The sequence below is a fragment of the Pseudomonas sp. B28(2017) genome, from assembly GCF_002113025.1.
GTDB lineage: Bacteria > Pseudomonadota > Gammaproteobacteria > Pseudomonadales > Pseudomonadaceae > Aquipseudomonas.
This window is the reverse complement of the sequence record NZ_NEJH01000009.1, coordinates 77,559-96,905: the sequence shown is the minus strand read 5'-3', so window position 1 is coordinate 96,905 and position 19,347 is coordinate 77,559. Positions and strand designations below refer to the sequence as shown.

Genomic DNA, 19,347 nt, shown 5'->3' with positions numbered 1-19,347 from the left:
CATGACCTTTTCCATCGTTGGTCGCTGCGCCGAGACCGGCCAGCTGGGCATTGCCATCAGCTCTTCGAGCATTGCCGTCGGCGCGCGTTGCCCGTGGTTGCGGGCCGGTGTCGGTGCGGTGTCGAGCCAGAACATCACGCTGCCGGCCCTCGGCCCGCAGATCCTCGATGAACTGGCCAACGGCTCGGCGCCGCCCCAGGCGCTGGACCACTCATTGACCCGCAATGGCTACAGCCAGTACCGCCAGGTGGCGGTGGTCGATGCCCAGGGACGCACGGCGGTGTTCAGCGGCAACCATGCGCTGGGCATCAACAACGCCCTGGCCGGCGACCAATGTGTGGCGGCTGGCAACCTGCTGGCCAACAGTGGGGTGATCGAGGCGATGGTCGCGGCGTTCGAAAACAGCGAAGGCTGCCTCGCCACACGGCTGATGAACGCCTTGAAGGCCGGGCAGGAGGCGGGGGGCGAAGCCGGCGCGGTGCACTCGGCGGCGTTGTCGGTGGTCGGTGACCTGACCTGGCCGATTGTCGACCTGCGGGTGGATTGGGCCGATGAAAACCCGATTGGCGAGCTGGGCAAATTGTGGACGGCCTACGAGCCGCAATTGCAGGACTACCTGACCCGCGCCCTCAATCCGACCCTGGCTCCCGCGTACGGAGTGCCCGGCGATGAGTGAGTTGCGCAGCCGCGCCATGCTCGCGCGATTGATCGGGTTCGCCACGGTCAGCCGCGATTCGAACCTGGAGCTGATCGAGTTCGTGCGTGACTACCTGCGCGAACTGGGCGTGGATTGCGAACTGATCTACAACGCCGAGCGGACCAAGGCCAACTTGTTGGCCACGGTCGGCCCGAGCGTGGCCGGCGGCATCGTGCTGTCCGGGCACACTGACGTGGTGCCGGTGGACGGCCAGGCCTGGACGGTCGAGCCGTTCTGCCTGAGCGAGGCGCACGGCAAGCTTTACGGGCGCGGCACCGCGGACATGAAAGGCTATCTGGCTTCTGTGTTGGCGGCCGTGCCGATGTTTCTGGAAAGCCCTTTGAAGCGCCCGGTACACCTGGCGTTTTCCTACGACGAGGAGGTCGGTTGCCTTGGCGTTCGCGGGTTGCTGGAAGTGCTGCCACAGCGCATCCCGGCACCGGCGTTGTGCCTGATCGGCGAGCCGACCGAGCTCAAGCCGGTGCTCGGCCACAAGGGCAAGCTGGCGATGCGTTGCCACGTACACGGTGCACCGTGCCATTCGGCTTACGCACCTTATGGGGTGAACGCTATCGAGCAGGCCGCACGGCTGATCGGTCGGCTGGGTGAAATCGGCACGCGCCTGGCTGAACCGCAGTACCACGACGAGCGCTTCGATCCGGCGTATTCGACGGTGCAGGTGGGTGTGATTTCCGGTGGGACGGCGTTGAACATCGTGCCGGAGAATTGCCGTTTTGATTTCGAAGTGCGCGCCTTGCCGGACTTTGCTCCGGAAGCAGTTGCCGCGGAGCTGCAAAACTACGCCGAGCAAACTTTGCTGCCGGCGATGCAGGCGGTGAAAGCCGGCACATCCATTCGTTTTGAAAAGCTTTCGGCCTATCCCGGCCTGGCGACACCCGCCGACAGCGCGGCTGCCCGGCTGATTGCCGAGCTGTGCGGCAGCGATGATTTCAGCACCGTGGCCTTTGGCACCGAAGGCGGGCTGTTCGATCAGGCCGGCATACCGTCGGTGGTCTGCGGACCCGGCAGCATGGATCAAGGGCACAAGCCCGATGAATTTGTCAGCGTCGAACAGATGGCGGCCTGTGACCGCCTGATGGATCGCCTGGCGGCTTACTTGAGTGAATCCGAACACCCATAACAACAAAGGGCCATTCAGGCCCGAGGAAGCGATCCATGTCCAGATCCTTGCGTTGCAGTGTTCCGTTTGCCCTGGCGTTGTTGAGTGCCAGTGTGTGGGCGACCCCCCAGGACCTCACCGTGATTTCCTTCGGTGGTGCTACCAAACAGGCCCAGGATAAGGCCTATTTCCAGCCCTTTAACGCCAGCGGTGCGGGCAACATCATCGCCGGGGAGTACAACGGCGAGCTATCGAAAATCAAGGCCATGGTCTCGGCCGGCCATACCAGCTGGGATGTGGTGGAAGTCGAAAGCCCCGAGTTGTTGCGTGGCTGCGAGGAGGGGTTGTTCGAGAAGCTCGATGCGGGACGCTTCGGTGATTCGGCGAACTTCGTGCCGGGTGCGCTGACCGAATGCGGGGTGGCCACTTATGTCTGGTCGATGGTCATGGCCTATGACCAGAGCAAGCAGGCCAAGGCGCCGCAATCCTGGGCGGACTTCTGGAACGTCGCCGACTTCCCGGGCAAGCGCGGGCTGCGCAAGAGCGCCAAGTACACCCTGGAAATCGCCTTGCTGGCCGACGGCGTCAAGGCTGACGATGTGTACAAGGTCTTGAGCACCCCGCAAGGCGTGACGCGGGCCTTTGCCAAGCTCGACCAGATCAAGCCGAACATCCAGTGGTGGGAGGCGGGCGCACAACCGGCGCAATGGCTGGTGGCCGGTGACGTGGTGATGAGCGCGGCCTACAACGGCCGGATTGCCTCGGCGCAAAAGGAAGGCATGAAACTGAGCATCGTCTGGCCGCAGAGCCTGTACGACCCGGAGTACTGGGCGGTGGTCAAGGGCACGCCGAACAAGGCGTTGGCGGAAAACTTCATCGCATTTGCCAGTCAGCCGCAGACGCAAAAAGTGTTCTCGGAAAACATCCCTTACGGGCCGGTGCATCGTCAGACCCTGCCATTGCTGCCCAAGGACGTGCAAGAGCAACTGCCGACCGCCGAGGCCAACCTGGCCGGAGCGCGGGCAGTGGATGCTGAGTTCTGGGTTGACCATGGCGAGGAGCTTGAACAGCGCTTCAACGCCTGGGCCGCGCGCTGACACCGGCACCGCAGCCCCTCTGTGGGAGCGAGCAGGCTCGCTCCCACAAAAAGCACAGTGCAATACCTCGGGTCCATGCTTTGCCGTTGCCCCTCTCTGATATCGGGAGGGGTGACGTGCTGTGCTTTGTTTTTTGTGAAAGCAGGTTTTTCCTGCTGATATGTTGCCATTATTGCGCAATTTTTTTTAATGTTTAAAGGCACAAATTAACTAATTTTCCTCCCTCCGCTCTTTGTCCATGATCGCTCCCAACAAGAAATGCGCCGTCCCGTTGGCGCACGCCGAAGTACGAACACGTACTCATCCTTGCCTTGGAGTTCGTCATGTCCACCACCGCTTCATCCGCCCCGCTCATCGAGAAACACACGATCGGGTACGTCCCCCCTGAGGATCGCCACGGAAAGGTCAAAGATCTGTTCACCCTGTGGTTCGGCGGCAATATCGCGCCGTTGCCTATCGTCACCGGCGCGCTCGGCGTGCAGTTGTTCCACCTGAACCTGGTCTGGGGCATTGTCGCCATCATCGTTGGCCATCTGGTCGGCGGTGTGCTGATGGCGTTGCACTCGGCGCAAGGCCCGCAGATGGGCATTCCGCAGATGATCCAGAGTCGCGCACAGTTCGGTTCATTGGGCGCGTTGCTGGTGGTGGTGATTGCCGGCGTGATGTACATCGGCTTCTTCGCCTCCAACATCGTCCTGGCCGGCAAGTCGCTGCATGGCGTGGTCGAGAGCGTGCCGGTATCGGCCGGCATCGTCCTCGGCGGCCTTGGTTCGGGGATCATCGGCATCATCGGCTACCGCTTCATCCACGTGCTCAACCGCATCGGCACCTGGGTGCTGGGCTTGGGCATCGTGCTGGGCTTCGGCTACATCCTGACCCACGTGCAGACTGATGACTTCCTGACCCGCGGCAGTTTCAACATTTCCGGTTGGCTGGCCACGGTGTCGCTGGCGGCGCTCTGGCAGATCGCGTTCGCGCCGTACGTGTCCGACTACTCGCGTTACCTGCCCAAGGACGTGAAAGTCAGCTCGACCTTCTGGGCGACCTACCTCGGTTCGTCGCTGGGCTCGATCCTGTCCTTCGTGTTCGGCGCCGTCGCCGTGCTGGCCACGCCAGTGGGCATGGACACCATGGACGCCGTGAAGCTTGCGACCGGTGCGATCGGCCCGTTGATGCTGGTGCTGTTCTTGCTCAGCGTGATCAGTCATAACGCCCTGAACCTGTATGGCGCCGTGCTGTCGGTGATTACCTTGCTGCAAACCTTCGCCCACCGCTGGATTCCGACCGCGCAGAGCCGGGCGGTGCTGTCGCTGACCATTCTGGCCGGTTGCTGCGTGGCGGCCATCGGCGCCTCGGCGGACTTCATCGGGCACTTCGTCGACCTGGTGCTGGCGCTGCTGGTGGTACTGGTGCCCTGGACTGCGATCAACCTCATCGACTTCTACGCGATCCACAAGGGTGATTACGACATCGCCTCGATCTTCCGCGTCGACGGTGGTATCTATGGCCGCTTCAATCCGCAGGCGCTGCTGGCCTACGCCATCGGCATCGTGGTGCAGATTCCGTTCATGAACACACCGATCTACACCGGACCCGTGGCGGTGCATATCGACGGTGCGGATCTGTCGTGGCTGGTCGGCCTGGTGGTCACCACGCCGCTGTACTACTGGCTGGCCAACCGTGACACGGCTTATCGTCGGCGCCAGATCATGGCCGGATTGATGCCAACCAACGGTTGATCGGGCATCTGGAACAGATGTACCGGGTTGAGCGGTTGTGAACGCCAGGGATGGCCGTTTGTCGGGCGTATGGTTATGCTCAGCGAGTTTGCCAATCGCCAGATAAAAACAACCACAGTGAAGCCATGAGCCAATCAGACACGCGTGCGACTGTTCTAGCGCTGTATCCAGAAGACTCCCGCGAGGCAGCGGCATTGCTCAAGCAGGCAGTGCCGCTGATGGTTCGCCACAACATTCCGCCCAACCCGGTGCATTACGCGCTCTGGTACACCTACAGCAAAGGCCAGGAGCCGGAACTCAATCGGCACCTGGACCGGGTCGTCAACGATTTCGACTACTTTCCTCCGGAGTCCGCCGCCAAACTGTTTCGCGAGTACATCATCCGTGATGAGCTGGCGGACGCACGCTCCGGGCAACAGGAAGCGATCAATCTGGTTGACGATATGGAGCGCGATGTTTCGCGCAGTGTGAAGGGCAATCAGAACTTCCAGGCCAGCCTCGGCCAATACCTGCAAATGCTTGAAGAGCCGACCAGCGAGCGCTTGCCGGGCATCCTGACCCAGCTGCAAAAGAGCACCCAACTCATGCAGAGTCAGCAGGAGCATTTCCTCGCCCAGTTGCAATCCGCACAGCACGAAATCAAAAGCCTGCGGGACAAACTGGAGCGCGCCCAATTGGCGGCGACCCTCGATGGCCTGACCGAACTGCTCAACCGCACCACCTTCAACCGCAAGCTTGAACAGGCAATGAGCCACGCGGCGACCGGCGTGGCGCTGGTGATGCTGGATATCGACCACTTCAAACAATTCAATGACCAGTACGGCCATCCCCTGGGCGACCGGGTGCTTCAGCATGTCGCCCAAGTGTTGCGCGATTCGTTGCCGGCCGAGGCCTTTGCCGCGCGTTATGGCGGTGAAGAATTCTGTGTGGTGCTCAGGGATTGTCCGGATCTGGCGGCTGCCGGCGCGTTTGCCGAGCGCCTGCGCCTGAAAGTCCAGGCGCTGCGGGTCAAGGCCCGGGGCACCGACACCGTGCTGGACACCATCACCGCGTCGTTCGGCGTGGCCCGGACACAACCCGGCGACACCCCGGAAAGCCTGGTGACCCGCGCCGACGACGCGCTGTACCAGGCCAAGCGCAACGGCCGCAATCAGGTACGTCAGCAGCCTGACGTACCGGTCGAGGCCCGTTAGCCGAGGATGAAGTAGACCTTGCGCACCGTGGTGAGGTTTTCCCAGGTGCCGTTGAATCCACTGGCGACCACGAAGGAGTCACCGGGGCCGAACGTGCGCGCGACGCCCTCGGCATCGGTCAGGCGCACCGTGCCCTCCAGAATGTGGCAAAGCTCATCGTAATTGCACTGGCAACGCTCCCGGTGCGGTCCTGCCTCCCAGATGTCGGCCACGGTGTTTTTCCCGGGCGCCACAAAGTCACCCAGAATAGGCCCTCCAAAGGCAGTGCCCGGGCCAGGCGCCCCAGACCTGATCGGCGCCTGTGGCGCGGTGCGATGTGGTGAGTTCCAGAGCATGGCGATGGGCTCGCAAGAGCCTTCTTGGCTGCATCGAGCTGGCCTTGCCGGTCGCTCCAACGCCACTTCCCAAGCCGGCGCCCAGGGACTAACGCTTGAACGGCAACCAGCTGCTGGCGTTGGCAGGTTACAACGCCGGCGAAGCGTCCGTGGTCGAGTACAACGGGGTGCCTCCCTACGCCGAGACGCTATCGCAACCATCGCTAGTACCGTAGGGCGCGCCTCGAAAACCTGGGGCAACTCACAATTTTTACTCGATGCTACTTACTGACTCACTCGGGCGGGTAGCGGTACCGATTTTCCGGCGCAGAATCATCATTCCCGCAGATACAGGGCGAGTTGCACTGCGGCTCGCGGATGGCCGCCGGCCACCCGCGAGCCCGTGCCATCAAGCCAGCAGCTTAAGCTCGTCCTTACCGTACTTGAGCGATTTCTCGTCTGGAATCATCAGGCCAGTGTGCTCGTCGCGCCCTTGCAGGACGAAACGGGCGTCCGGCTTGCCCAGTTGGGCAGCGGCCTGCTGGCTGTCGGCGCCGATCTCGCCCTTCTTCATGCGGTTGACGATCACCCCCACCGCCGTATCGTTGAAGTCGCGCAGCATCCAGGCATCGCCATCGCTGTCGCCAGCCACCAACACCGGGCCATAGCCCTTCTGTTTAACCAGCACGTTCTTGATGCCGACGGTCTTGCCCGGCCCGTAGTTGAAGTGCCAGTCCGGCTGATAGCGAGTGGTGTACTTGCCGCCTTCCATCGCCATGCGCAGGCCAATCACGTTCTCAGGTGGCACGCCGTATCCGTAATGAGGATTGCCCGCGAACACGCGTACCACATCGTCGATCGAGGCGGTGCTGACATAGACGTCGATGCCGTTGGCGCGCAGCGTGTGCATCAGGCCGCGAATCTCCTCATGGATACGAATGCCATGGAAGTGGGTATCGGCCACCACCCCGGCCTTACCCGGTAGTGTGCGCGAACTCTCATACTTGACCTTGCGCAGCGCGTCGCCGATGGCGTAGTTGTTGGAAGCCTCGGCCATCGCCTGCAACTCAGCCGTGGTCATGTTCTTGTAGAAATACAGAATCCACTTGTAGCCGATCTCCACCGGGTAACTGTCGCAGATCGCGTCGTACATGAAGTAGAGCTTGGCGAGAAAATCCTTGTGCTGCTCGCTGGCCTGGATCTCTTCCAGGCTCTTGTCACCGGCGAGCCCCTTGTAGTTGGCGTGCAGCCAGCGGTAATCCGCTTCCACGTCGCTGGCAATGTCTTCCATCTTGACCGGCTTGCCGTCCACCGTGGTGTAGTCCTTCATGAATGCGCCGTTTGGCACGTCCTGACGCACCACCTCAGCGAACTCATCGGGCGTCAGCTTGTACTGCAAATGATTGATCTGGTAGACCAGCAGCGCTTCTTCACAGTCGTTCATGATGCAGGTGTTGTCCCAGTCGAACACCGCGTACGGGCGCTGGTCAGGACGGTAGGACGCGCTTTTGACGCCGTGCTCATCGATCACCGCCTGCAGACGCTTTTGGTTAAGCGCCGACCAGCGCGCCGGGTCCAGCGCACTCGGTGTGGCCGGGGGCGTGGCGGCTTGCGTTATACGGGATGACAACAACAGCGGAGAGACGACGGAAACGGTGGCGAGGGTGTTCAGAAACTGGCGACGCTGCATGGCATAGCTCCTACTTCTAGACGAGAGGTTACAACCGAGGCGATAGCGAAAGCGTGTTTCGAAATACGGACGAGGGGAAGAGCCCGTCCGGCCACGAGGCTAGCTCCAAATACACAAAAAAACAATATTGCCTCAATAATGCACAAACATGACGCGCAGACCGTGTCAGCTCAATGATCATGGGGCCGCGCCAAACTTGACAGCGACTGACACCTCTCCACAATGCGTGCTCGGACAGCGGCTCGAACAGCAGGGACACCCGGTATGTGGCAAGAAGAGCGTTACCAGCGGATCCGCGCACTACTATCGACCTTGCAGCGCGTCACCACCGACCGCATCGTCACGGAGCTGAATGTTTCTCGCGAGACGGTGCGGCGCGACCTGGTCGCTCTGGAAGAACAGGGAGAGTTGAAGCGGATACACGGCGGCGCCATCCGCGTTGAGGACGAAGCGCCCATCGCCGAGCGGGCGAACATCAACGTCAAATTCAAGCGTGACCTCGCGCGCGCAGCGGTCAGCCTGCTGTCGCACGGACAGACTGTGTTTATCGACGCGGGCACCACCACCGTCATCCTCGCCGAAGAGCTGGCCAAGCTGGGAGGGCTGACCGTGATCACCAACTCGTTCAACGTGGCGTTGCAATTGCGTAATCCCGCTGTGCCGGGCGGCCAGCACAACGAGGTGATTGTACTGGGCGGTTCACTTGGCGACCGTGCTCCCGCTACGGTTGGCGGCACCACGGTGGCGGAAATTGGCCGCTATCGGGCCGACCTCGCGCTGTTATCGCCCGTCGGCATCGACGCCCAGCGCGGTGCCAGCAACTACGACCACCGCGAAGCCGAAGTGGCGCGCGCCATGGCCGACAATGCCGAAGGCGTGGTCATCCTCGCCGATTACAGCAAGATAGGCGTGGAGAGCCGCGTCGCTTTCTGCCCGCCAGAACGCATCGACGTGCTCATCACCAACCACAAGGCCAGTACCGAAGCGGCGTTTGCCGCACTGAACGCCAAGCTCAAACGTATTGTCCTGGTGTAGCGATGGTTTGGCGGTTGCAACAGGCATTGACACAGCGTGATGCTCAAGTGCAGCGCAACCGGGTAGATCTTGCACGATGCGACTCTCGGCGCTGGCAAACTGACCGCAACTGTATTAGCTGCGAACGCCTGCAATGGGTCGACTTAAGCCGGTCGCGAAAGGCAGAAATCGACCCATTGTTGCCGGTCAGATCCAGTGGATGTCGGACAACTTGCCCAAGTGCCTACGGCATTCCCAGGCTGGTGCTTGAGAGGGTAACCTGAGCACCTTTCCATCTGTGTGGTACCGATATGGACATCAATCTACTGACCGAATCCATGCTTGGCCATTGGCGTGCTCCCTCGGGTGTCTGGCAATGCGAATTCCAGTTCGGCAACCGATTGATTTACGTCGAACACCACAATGGCGAGCCACCTTGCGCCAGGCTCGGCGCCGCGCAACGAGTGGTCAAGGATGTGTGGGATGACTTGCCCCAGGCACTGAAGTTTGCCGAACAGCACTGTAAAGTACTGATGCCCGAACTGATGCGGTTGTACGAAACCCACATGCTGTGGGAATCTCCGTTGTTCGTGTACTCGATCCACTTCGATCTCGACAAACCTTACCCTAGCTACGCCATTTCCAAGAACCCTGATTTCGATTGGGATCGTATCCTGATCGACGAAGATGAACTGTGCCAAGATCACAGCGTTTGCATGGAGCAGTACGAGCCAAGGGATGACTTTTGGGTTTACGTCAGGCGCGTAGGTTTTCAGCAATTCGAGCTTGAGGATTAGCTTGGGAATCAACTATGCATACCCCCAGCCCCTGAATCGCCCCTGATTAAATAGACACTCGGGAGCGTCCGCTTCTGGCCGAGGCTGTGTAAAAACGTTTTTGAGCGCGACAGGCACTCAAAATTGGACTGGAAATCGCGTTTCTACGCGAAATCCACATCTGCTGACGTGCCGATAAACTTCAGATTTAACGTAGATGCGCATGCTTCAATTTTTGTGAAGCGTTTTTACACACTCTGGGCCGTTTGCGGCCGGCCAGCCACTCCGGAGGCCCACCAGCATCGTGGGCCCGTATCGTTGAACTGAAGTGTAACTTCGGGTTGAAGTAAGACCTGGAAACGATAATCGAAATAGGGGCTCTTGCCGAATTATCGTTCCCGCACGGCGCTTTAGCACTGATAGGCTTTTTCAAGGTTAGCTGATTTGCGCGCAACAACTATGCCAATAGTGTTCCCCGTTCAGTTTCAATAACGGGAGGAGTTTTTGAAGTCCGATCTTGGCATTCGCAAACGAGTGCTTGGCGCCTTGCCGGAGCTACCGCTCGAGTGTGATGTACACAGCAGCTACAATCTGTAGCGGAGCCAACTATGAGTGAGTGATCTGAACGGTTTGGATCGAGTCGCCACTTTCAAAATCGGCAGTGGTCGAAGTTAGCCCGAAACCTATGGCTACCTTAGACCAACCCTAGTGCGTGATAAACCAAAGATTGTCATGTAGCATAGACCAATGAGTAGTTCTACAGTCATCCCCTCACTACGCGTTTGTGCACCAACTCTAGAAGGTTTGTGAATGATAAAGACTATCCCGATGTGGAAAATGATGATGGCCACCAAAGGTAAGAAAACGGGGCTTGCAGTACTGGCATCCTTACCTGTTTTCATCGTTACCGGTGCGTGGGCGTTTCTTGAAGGGTTGCAAAATGGGCAAAAGCGCCAGGCTGCAATGGGACTTATTTGTCTGGTTTTTTTTGGTGTGGGCACCCTGCTATTTGCACCTTCAAAAAAATATATTCCCGGCAAAACATTTCAGGGTTATAGAAATAAAAATCTCAGTACAAAGACGGCCATAAACTACGGTTACGGAATCATTGTTTTTATTTTCGCAGTTTTTGTGGCTCTTGCACCGGAAGACGCGCTGAGAGCAATAGGCTTTGGGTTAGTAGGTATCTTTAGCCTTTATGCACTGTCAAAAAGCTTAAAATTTCACGCAGATATCGATTTTTCGACAAATGAATATTTGGCAACCGCTCTGGGATTTCCTGTAGGGGAGAAAATTCTGGTCAGCTACCAGAATTTTGATGCTGACGAGGTTGAAGCTGGTAGCAATGCTTTTGCCGCAACAGCAACAAAATTAATTGTAGCGTCGTTTGATGGGTATCTTTGGAAAAAGCTGTCACGGGATCTGAATCAGGTCTCGCGCATTGGCATCATTGGCGATGAAAATCAAAATTACTTCGTTAAATTGCAATTCAATGATGGAATCGATGTTTTGTTGCGCATTGGACTATACGAAAAGCTCACATCAAATCCCATCCTGGTAATAAAAAGGCTGTTGGAAACGATTGATGCAAGTCTCCTTTGTGGTAGTCGTGCATCACAGACAGCACAAAGACGTCGGGTGGTTATCAACTCTGGAACTCCAACCTCGACATCAACAATTGTTGCGCCTGAGGCTGCGCTTGCATCCGTGACACCTATGCGCAACATTGAGGTTGCCCCTGAAGTATTAATTGCTATCCAGAACGCCGAAGATGTTGTTCCCGGTCGCAGGCTGGAGCTTTAACAATGTCTCATTGTACAAAGTTTGAATTTTCTTATGTTAATGAAGAAGCCATTGCCAAAGCTTTCGGCAAGATGGGCCTTAGCCCCACGACTGGTCTGGTTTCCGTATTTGCCAGCGACTTCAGTAAAAAGGTGTTGAGCAAAATAGGCTATATGGGCAAGCAGCAATTTAGAGCTATTTGTGGCCAAACGGCTGATAAATTCAATCTATTTGTTTGCCAAATTGAGGAGGGGTCCTACAAACTTCTCATCGAACGGGGAACTATTTCGGCCGACGATGAAGCGATAATGGCTGATTTGGCTTTAAGCTTTCAGAAAGCGTACATCAGCGTAGCCATCGATGAAACCATCAAGCGCATAGACGCATCAGGCGTTCCAGCAAGAGTGAAAGAAACTCTTCAAGGGTTCGAGATTGAATTTGGACCTAACTACGAATACAACATTCATGTCACCTTTACGGGCGATGAAATTACGGAGGAAGTTCATGGCGTGAAAGGCGACATTTGCACAAAACTTACTGAAGAGCTTGAATCTCTACTTTCCAGCCCTACTGCGGAGCTTGTGACTGAGTGGAAGCCGGAATATACCGTAGTCCATGAAGAGCAAACTCTTCAAATTCTCAGCGCGAATTTATAAATGAAAATCAATGTACACCATATGGAGTTGAGCAGCGTTAACGGCCCTGGGTTGCGTTTGACATTATGGGTGCAGGGTTGTGCGCTGAATTGTAAGGGGTGCTTCAATCAGGGGACCCACGCTCGCGAAGCGAGTACGCTGATGCCTATTTATGAATTGGCACAGAAGATAAATGCACTGGATATCGCTGGGGTTACCCTCTCTGGGGGGGAGCCGCTCGACCAAGCGCCAGCGTTGGAGCAATTAATACATGCCGTCAATGGCGAGAAAAACTGGATACTTTATACAGGCTATACGCCAAAAGAGATATTCCAGAATGAAGCCATGATTCGTGTTGTTAAAGCCGTAGACTTGACGCTGGCTGGTCGGTATCGGCATAACGCAAAACATCCCTATCAGCACAAGCAGATTATCAAAACCAGCGACAGAGTCGACATTGACTTTTTTCGTGCTAGAAGAGTCGTCGAGTTTGTTGTTTCAAGTTCTGGCGTTACCAAAACCGGTCTTCCGATGCATGTATAACTCAGTTCAAGCGCAGGGATAATAGGCATGAACCGTACCAAGCAGATAACAGATTACCTCAAAGCGCGTTATGCGATTTTGGTCATTGAAACTTTCGAGGAAGAGCGTGCACTCAATGAGATTTCTGAAATTGCCAAGGCGCTTAGCCATCGTTTGTTTGTTTGGAATTCGACGCTAGGAGTCCAGATAAATGGCGTCGTGGTTGGGGATAAAACCTTTGATTTGAAAATGGCCTTGGACTTTTGCGAAGAAAAGGCGAAGGAGGATGGCAGCAAAAATATTTTTGTTTTTTGTGATGCTCACAACTACCTTACCTCAAGCTCAAATCCTGTCTATCGTCGTCGACTTCGAGATTTAGCCATAAATATCCGCTCACGTGGATATCGAAGTAATTGCATTATCGTGGCACCCAGCTTTGAAGTTGCCAATGATCTTCAAAAGGAAATCACGTTGATTGATTTTCCTTTGCCATCAAGAGATGAAGTCAAGTATCAAATAAATAACTTTGTTAATTCCTGGTAAGGCAACAGCAGCGTTAAGATTGATCTTTCCAGCGAAACCAAAGATAAACTCATTGATGCCGCCTTGGGCCTCACGGGATTAGAAATTGACAATAGCTTGTCTCGTTCATTGGTATCCAGTCTGAGTCTAAATGAAAGTACCGTAAAAGACCTGCTTTCCGAAAAAAGACAAATTATACGAAAAACAGATATCTTGGAATACATCGACTCAAAGGTAAATCTTGAGGATGTTGGAGGGCTGGCAACTCTTAAGAAGTGGCTCCATTTGCGTAGCCAGTGTTTTGGGCAGATTGCTCAGGAGTTCGGTGTCAGAACCCCGAAGGGTTTGCTCTTAACTGGAGTTCCTGGTTGCGGCAAGTCTCTAACAGCGAAATGCGTAGCGTCGTCATGGAACATGCCCTTATTGCGTTTGGACATGGGAAAAATCTTCCAGGGGGTGGTTGGCTCTTCAGAATCCAATATTCGTTCCGCACTACGTACTGCCGAAGCCATTTCGCCCTGCATTCTATGGATCGATGAAATTGAAAAAGGACTTTCCGGCTCTTCCGGAGGAGCACCTGATGGTGGCACGGCTACACGCGTATTCGGCACACTGTTGACTTGGATGCAGGAAAAAACGGCGCCTGTCTTTGTGTTTGCTACCGCTAACAACATCAATAGCTTACCTCCGGAGTTGTTGAGAAAGGGGCGATTCGACGAAATATTTTTCGTTGACTTCCCGTCGACATTAGAAAGAAAGAAGATTCTTGAAATACATCTGAAAAAATTGAAACGTGACCCAGAAAAATTTGATTTGGATCGATTGTCTGCTCTAGGAGGTGAGTCGAATTTTGGTAAGGACATTGTGCTTTCTGGTGCTGAAATCGAAGCGTGGGTTGGGGACTCGCTGATTGAAGCGTTCTCACGGCGGATGAATGGCTCTGGTGATGTAAGCGACCTGACTATGGTTGATTTTGAAACTACTATTTCGCGTTTAGTACCAATGAGTAAAATGCGTAAAGACGAGTTTACAAAACTTCGTGATTGGGCGAATCAAAATGCAATTAGCGCTTCGGCTATGGTTGCCGGTCAGAATGATACGGAAACTCAAAACGGCGGCAGGCAAATTGATTTTTAATCTGCGGTGATTTTTCAGTGGGTAAGGCTTTGTTGCACAAATCGCGGCTGATGGTCTGGCCGGTGAAATGACTGCATGAGCAAGCCTGCACCTGCCAAGTGCAAAACGAATAACTGGTCACCCTGATCGATGCCGGCCTAACCGCTTAAACCCTAGCGACACGCCCATGCGGATCAGCAGAACCGAGTGGGCACAGGGAAGAAAGGATGACCTTCGTGGCCAACATTTCTTCCCTCGAAACAGAATTCCGAACCGCTAGATTTGGATATCGGTGAGCGGGGTAGCTATCGGCTCAAAGCGTGCACGCGCGAACGGCTGCTTCTGGCTGTGGATTCAACCGGTCGATGCAACAGATTGGCTAAATCGTTCGCGGGCCCAGCGTCAATGAAGAGCGGCTGGTCCCGCGTGATTCGTCGATCAACGCTTTATGGCATCACACTCATTACGCAAATTGCTGTCTCGGATGTTGCCGCAGCTTTGACCGTTGACTTTGGCATTGCAGTAAGCGCGTTGATCGTTGTCGCTGATGTTGCCGCAACTTTGACCGTTCATTTCCGCCGAGCAACTGGCCCGAAGGTTGTTGTCCCGGATGTTGCCGCAACTTTGGCCATTGACTTTGGCATTGCAGTAGGCACGTTGATCGTTATCACTGATGTTGCCGCAACTTTGACCGTTCATTTCCGCCGCGCAACTGGCCCGAAGGTTGTTGTCCCGGATGTTGCCGCAACTTTGGCCATTGACTTTGGCCTCGCAATACGCGCGTTGATCGCTGTCGCCGATGTTGCTGCAATCAGCATAAGCGTAACCACTCAATATCAATAACATCGCAACGATGACTCTCATCACTCTCTCCATGGGGTGTCAGGAAATAGCCTGACGCTGACTGATCCAAACGATCATTGTTGCAGTAAGCCATCAAATTGACATCATATTTTTGGGAAGTTCCATGGACGGATGGGACTATTCGGGCATACAGTTTTTATGTTTTCGGTGGCAACTGAATCGCCCCTCGTTTCGTAGACACCCGGATGACCGCTCCTGGCCGATTTCTGTCTGTCACCAAGGGCAGTGATCGACCCAACACAGACGTTGAGCGACGCCAACCTTTTGCGGCGTCGTTTTGAGCTTTTCAATGCACCAGCAACAAGGCCTCAGTAAGCCTTGCCGCCGTTCAGCTCTCAAGGAGCGCTTATCCGCAACGGAAATCCGTACGACTCGAAAAGATCCCAAACGTCTTCGCGATCGAAGAGCCGCCACCCCAGTGTCGTGAACTGCATCAGGTCATCCTCGCCGGGAAAGGAGTAGTAGGCCCCGGCGGATGGATCTTGAGACGTCCCCGTCATGGGCTCATCGCGCTCCAAGCGCCTGATTGCGTTCATGATGAGATGCGCGCCTGGTTGATAAAGTGAAAGGATGTGCCACAGCAAGGAGCGTTCCTTTTCGACTGCCACACGCGCAGTCTCAATGATGCGACCAACATCAATGCCGGGACTGTCGATCCAATGGAGAGTACAACCGATCTCTGGGTCCCCGTTCAGCAGCGCCCGGAAGGTCGCGAGAACACCTCGATATTGAGGCAAGAGGCCAGAGTGAAGATTGAGGACGCCGCGTGGCGGAATTGCCAACGCTTCATTCTTCAGGATTTGACCAAAGCGGATTGATATGAACAGATCCGCTCCCGCATCCTGCAGCATTTGCAGGCCCGCAGTATCCCTCAAGCTGGGCAATACCCGCACAGGAACTCCAAAGCGTTGCTGCAGTTCTGCAAAACCGAATCGATGCCCGCTGCTGACCTGGTCGCTCGATCCGATTAACCCAGGGGCCAAGGCATTGAAGAAGTCCTGCTCGATCAATGCCAGTTGTCCGAGCATGCGTGGCACCTTCCTGCCCGATCCCACTCTCTCCGAAAGGAATATTCCCACTGTGCTCTCGTGAATCTCGGGCAACAGGAAATTGAGAGTGAGATTGCTCTCCACGTCCCGGTTCACCAGAAAAGCGATTCGCAACTTCAGACCTCCTCCGGCAGACCTGCCTTGAGATGCAGCAACGGCCAATTCAACACAAGCGGACCGATCCCATTCCCATTGTTTTGCCACGACGTATGGACGGAAGGCCCGATCTGCTCGATCAATTCCGGCATCAGACCTAGCATAGTTGCTCTTTCGTCATTGCTACGTCCCCCAGCAGCGCCTGGCCGCTCTCTGCCGATCATGGTTACAAAGCGTGCTGGTGAAATCCGATGCAATCGGTGGTCAGAACGAATGCAAATGACTGGTCAGGTCGAATGCAAACGGGTGGTCAAGTGGAGTGCAATTGCGCAGTCAGACGTTCAATAAGCCTGCCGACAAGCAAGTAGCCAACATTTGAGTAACGCCAACCGGTTCCGGGACTGTATCGAAGTCGAGCACCGTCAAGGCGTTGCATTATTTCATCTGCCGACCAGGCTGGCTCACTGTTCGTAACAGCGGCGTGATACTGCGCAAGTTCGCCGTAATCGGCCAGGCCTGCCTCATGCCGCAGTAGCTGGCGTAACGTGAAAGGCTGATCAAGAATTGGGTCGTCCAGTCCGATGAGGCCGTCGCGTACTAACGATAGGGCTGTCGTAGCCAGGACTGTTTTCGTAAAACTCCACCAAGGGGCCGTCAGTTCTAATCGGTCAGGCGTTTGTGGCTGACCATTTGATACGAGTGAACAGAGCATTGGCCTCCTTGGAATGTTGAGCGGATCGACAGCTCGACAAGATATCCCATTCACTCTTCTTCGCCAGAGTGAAAACTCAGCCGTGAGTTGCCCTCCGCGAAGGGCAGCTTCACGCCCTGAGGAAGTCAGTCAACCAAAATCGAGGTTCTTGAGGAGCGATGAACCACGCTTCCTCAAGGCATTCAAATAGGTGGTTTCATCGTAGAGCGTCCTGGTCTGCCAGACCCGGTACAGAATCCACTTAAACGCCAGTGTGCGTACGGCAGCCTGGCAGGTACTCCCTTTGGCGCGTTGCTGCCGGTAGTAAGCTTCAGCCCAAAAGGATTTATTGATGGTCTGACCCGCCTACTCCACAAAGGTCTGACGAACAAACGTTGGACATTGCCAGCGCCAATGCACCCAGTTCTTCTTACCACTCCGTTCTGTCACCGGTCGATACCTGACCTATTGGAACCGTGCGAATGGCACGGTGAAGGCCGAGCCGTTGAGCGGTTACGCCCCCGAAAATGCCGATAACCAGTACTACTACCGGCCGCTGCCCCCCCGTCAATCGTGGGCGACCGAACCCTATGTCTACAGTACGGGCAACGGCCAGAAGGTGATGCTGGTATCGATCATGACGCCGCTGATGCAGATCTCCACGCACTTGGGGATACCACTCAGGCGGTTGCCGAACCTGCCACTTCCCAACACACGGCCACCGAAGAAATGGCCAGCGGTGTCATGGCGCTGGCGCACTCGGTGACGGAAATGTCCCAGCAAGCCGAGGACGTGGAACAGCTGGCCCGCAATACCGAAATGCTGACCACGCATATTTCCGGGGACATGAGCCAGACGCTTGCCGGTATCACCCACATCGATCAGACCATGGACGTGGTGGCTGGCGCCGTGGGCGATCTGGAAAATGCTCGCAGCAGATCGCCGACATCATCGCGGTGATCCCCAGCATTGCCGACCAGATCAACCTGCTGGCCCTCAACGCGGCGATTGAAGCGGCGCGGGCAGGGGAGCAGGGGCGCGGGTTTGCCGTGGTGGCCGATGAAGTGCGGCAACTGGCTGAGCGCACCAGCCGTTCAACCGGGGAAATTGGCGAGATGATCGGGGCCATTGGTTCGGACGTGCGCCACACCGTGGCCAACGTGCAGCAGGTCGGTGAGGCAGTGCTTCAGGGGGTGGTGCAACTGACCACTTCGGCACAAGGTGTCGACCAGATCCGCCAACATGCCCAGGACATTCTGACGCGCATCAGCGAAGTGGCGCGCCAGAGCCAGGTCGCGATGGGGGAGCAATTGTCCGTCGCCATCCAGGGTGTCAGCCGCATCTCCGAGCAGAACGATCAAGCGATCCGCAGCCTGCTTGACCAGTCACTGCAATTGCGCGATCAGGCCGGTTCGCTGAACCGGCAACTGACCCAATTCAAGGATTGAGCCAGTTGCCGGCGCTGTCGGATTAGTGGAACGGAAAGATGTAGTTCATCCATGCGGCCATGCGCAGAAGGATCTTGCGCATCATCGCGATGTGGTGGAAATGCTGGCTGTACAACGCCGCCTGGCCGTAGGCCCCGCCGGGCATCTGGTTGCTGTACTGGGCATAGTCGGGGTCGGTGATTTCAATGATCACCGGGACCCGGCCGGGCGGTGGTGAACCGGTGAAGCCGATCAGCGTGCCCGAAGGTTGAACCTGGCCTTCGGCGATGACCGAGACCACGGTTTTGACCTTGCCTTCGAATACTCTCCCGGGGATACCATCAAAGGCGACTTCGGCCTCGTCGCCCTCGGTCAGGCGCAACAGGCTGTTCTGGCGCATCCATGCGGCGAAGTAATGCCCTTCGTCAGGAATGAAGACCATCGAAGGGCGCAGCGGCAACTTGGTCGCCATCATGCCCGGACGCAGCGAAACATGGGTGACGAAGCCTTTGCTCGGCGCACGGACCGTGGTGTTGTCGAGTTCGTATTGCGCGTTGTCCAGTTGTGCCTTCAGGTCATCGCTGCGCGCGACCACAATGTCCAGTTCCCGTTGGGTGCCGAAATTACGCTTGATCAACTCGGTGATCCGGGCGCGATCGGCCTGGGCGGCAATCAGTTGCGCCTTGAGGGATTTGACCCGGTATTCGAAAGGCGCGGGATCGATGCTGAACAGCACATCGCCTTTTTCCAGGGGCTGGTTGGCTTTCACCGGCACATCGATCACCTGGCCGCTGACGACGGGTATGACCGGAACCGATACGAAATAAGTACGCGCCACCTCGGAGTAGGGGTGGTTGTAGTTCATGGTGAAAATCAGCGCGCCGATGATCACGATCCCGCCCAGTACCGCTGTGGGCACCGTCCATTTGTTCAGGGGGATGCGGAAGATCTTGAAGATGGCAACGCAGAGTGCGGCATACGTCAGAATGAGTAAAAGATCCAT

The 19,347-nt window shown here is 56.3% G+C and carries 18 protein-coding genes and 4 pseudogenes; 16 read left to right on the top strand and 6 right to left on the bottom strand.

Annotated features, from left to right (window positions below):
- Nucleotide 1: 1 nt before the first annotated feature.
- From CAF65_RS20940 to CAF65_RS20920, 5 genes are all read left to right on the top strand, one after another.
- Nucleotides 2–676, top strand: a complete 675-nt coding sequence (locus CAF65_RS20940) for a DUF1028 domain-containing protein (protein WP_085718002.1) — start codon at nt 2–4, stop codon at nt 674–676.
- Nucleotides 669–1,838: an acetylornithine deacetylase gene (argE, locus tag CAF65_RS20935; RefSeq protein ID WP_085718001.1), complete on the top strand. Its 1,170-nt coding sequence runs from the start codon at nt 669–671 to the stop codon at nt 1,836–1,838. Before CAF65_RS20940 ends, argE begins: the two co-directional genes overlap by 8 nt.
- Nucleotides 1,839–1,873: 35 nt before the next feature.
- Nucleotides 1,874–2,914 (top strand): ABC transporter substrate-binding protein, encoded by a 1,041-nt coding sequence (locus CAF65_RS20930; protein WP_085718000.1) that lies wholly within the window; start codon nt 1,874–1,876, stop codon nt 2,912–2,914.
- Nucleotides 2,915–3,237: 323 nt separating this feature from the next.
- The gene (locus CAF65_RS20925) at nt 3,238–4,653 is read left to right on the top strand and encodes a cytosine permease (RefSeq protein ID WP_085717999.1); all 1,416 of its coding nucleotides are present in this window, start codon (nt 3,238–3,240) and stop codon (nt 4,651–4,653) included.
- 125 nt (nt 4,654–4,778) lie between these two features.
- Nucleotides 4,779–5,846: a GGDEF domain-containing protein gene (locus tag CAF65_RS20920; protein WP_085717998.1), complete on the top strand. Its 1,068-nt coding sequence runs from the start codon at nt 4,779–4,781 to the stop codon at nt 5,844–5,846.
- Here the strand turns inward: CAF65_RS20920 and CAF65_RS29110 are convergent.
- A complete protein-coding gene (locus CAF65_RS29110; RefSeq protein WP_371919021.1) occupies nt 5,843–6,181 on the bottom strand; it encodes a cupin domain-containing protein in 339 nt (112 codons plus the stop codon). The genes CAF65_RS20920 and CAF65_RS29110 overlap by 4 nt on opposite strands.
- A gap of 92 nt (nt 6,182–6,273) precedes the next feature.
- On the opposite strand from CAF65_RS29110, the pseudogene CAF65_RS28180 reads away from it, so the two are divergent.
- Nucleotides 6,274–6,396, top strand: a pseudogene (locus CAF65_RS28180) (lytic transglycosylase domain-containing protein); the annotation flags it as partial.
- A 173-nt stretch (nt 6,397–6,569) separates the two neighbouring features.
- On the opposite strand, the gene CAF65_RS20910 reads toward CAF65_RS28180, so the two are convergent.
- A complete protein-coding gene (locus CAF65_RS20910; protein WP_085717996.1) occupies nt 6,570–7,850 on the bottom strand; it encodes an HAD family hydrolase in 1,281 nt (426 codons plus the stop codon).
- Between the two features lie 264 nt (nt 7,851–8,114).
- On the opposite strand from CAF65_RS20910, the gene CAF65_RS20905 reads away from it, so the two are divergent.
- From CAF65_RS20905 to CAF65_RS29105, 8 genes are all read left to right on the top strand, one after another.
- Nucleotides 8,115–8,885 (top strand): DeoR/GlpR family DNA-binding transcription regulator, encoded by a 771-nt coding sequence (locus CAF65_RS20905; RefSeq protein ID WP_085717995.1) that lies wholly within the window; start codon nt 8,115–8,117, stop codon nt 8,883–8,885.
- A 290-nt stretch (nt 8,886–9,175) separates the two neighbouring features.
- Nucleotides 9,176–9,661: a hypothetical protein gene (locus CAF65_RS20900; RefSeq protein ID WP_085717994.1), complete on the top strand. Its 486-nt coding sequence runs from the start codon at nt 9,176–9,178 to the stop codon at nt 9,659–9,661.
- Nucleotides 9,662–10,450: 789 nt separating this feature from the next.
- Entirely contained in the window at nt 10,451–11,443 is a 993-nt protein-coding gene (locus CAF65_RS20895) for a hypothetical protein (protein WP_085717993.1), read from the top strand.
- 2 nt (nt 11,444–11,445) lie between these two features.
- Complete coding sequence (locus tag CAF65_RS20890) at nt 11,446–12,078, top strand: DUF2997 domain-containing protein (RefSeq protein ID WP_085717992.1); 633 nt, start codon at nt 11,446–11,448, stop codon at nt 12,076–12,078.
- Nucleotides 12,079–12,600, top strand: coding sequence for a 4Fe-4S single cluster domain-containing protein (locus CAF65_RS20885; protein ID WP_085717991.1), 522 nt, complete (start codon nt 12,079–12,081; stop codon nt 12,598–12,600). It begins immediately after the preceding gene.
- Between the two features lie 27 nt (nt 12,601–12,627).
- The gene (locus CAF65_RS28855) at nt 12,628–13,122 is read left to right on the top strand and encodes a hypothetical protein (protein ID WP_256578688.1); all 495 of its coding nucleotides are present in this window, start codon (nt 12,628–12,630) and stop codon (nt 13,120–13,122) included.
- Nucleotides 13,123–13,218: 96 nt separating this feature from the next.
- Nucleotides 13,219–14,238, top strand: a complete 1,020-nt coding sequence (locus CAF65_RS28850; protein WP_256578687.1) for an AAA family ATPase — start codon at nt 13,219–13,221, stop codon at nt 14,236–14,238.
- A 384-nt stretch (nt 14,239–14,622) separates the two neighbouring features.
- Nucleotides 14,623–15,060, top strand: a complete 438-nt coding sequence (locus tag CAF65_RS29105) for a hypothetical protein (protein ID WP_158090072.1) — start codon at nt 14,623–14,625, stop codon at nt 15,058–15,060.
- 356 nt (nt 15,061–15,416) lie between these two features.
- Here CAF65_RS29105 and CAF65_RS20870 read toward each other — a convergent pair whose 3' ends face one another.
- From CAF65_RS20870 to CAF65_RS28840, 3 genes and pseudogenes are all read right to left on the bottom strand, one after another.
- Nucleotides 15,417–16,109 carry a formyl transferase gene (locus CAF65_RS20870; RefSeq protein WP_256578685.1) on the bottom strand — a complete coding sequence of 231 codons (693 nt, stop codon included), beginning with the start codon at nt 16,107–16,109 and terminating at the stop codon, nt 15,417–15,419.
- Nucleotides 16,110–16,557: 448 nt separating this feature from the next.
- Nucleotides 16,558–16,938: pseudogene (locus CAF65_RS20865) on the bottom strand (serine hydrolase domain-containing protein); the annotation flags it as partial.
- A gap of 129 nt (nt 16,939–17,067) precedes the next feature.
- A pseudogene (locus CAF65_RS28840) lies at nt 17,068–17,370 on the bottom strand (IS110 family transposase); the annotation flags it as partial.
- A gap of 276 nt (nt 17,371–17,646) precedes the next feature.
- Here CAF65_RS28840 and CAF65_RS28575 point away from each other — a divergent pair.
- Together CAF65_RS28575 and CAF65_RS28570 are read left to right on the top strand one after the other, a co-directional pair.
- Nucleotides 17,647–17,877, top strand: coding sequence for a hypothetical protein (locus CAF65_RS28575; protein ID WP_143492143.1), 231 nt, complete (start codon nt 17,647–17,649; stop codon nt 17,875–17,877).
- Nucleotides 17,877–18,365, top strand: a pseudogene (locus CAF65_RS28570) (methyl-accepting chemotaxis protein); the annotation flags it as partial. The gene CAF65_RS28575 and the pseudogene CAF65_RS28570, both read left to right, overlap by 1 nt.
- 22 nt (nt 18,366–18,387) lie before the next feature.
- Here the strand turns inward: CAF65_RS28570 and CAF65_RS20850 are convergent.
- Nucleotides 18,388–19,347 (bottom strand): HlyD family secretion protein, encoded by a 960-nt coding sequence (locus tag CAF65_RS20850; protein WP_085717988.1) that lies wholly within the window; start codon nt 19,345–19,347, stop codon nt 18,388–18,390.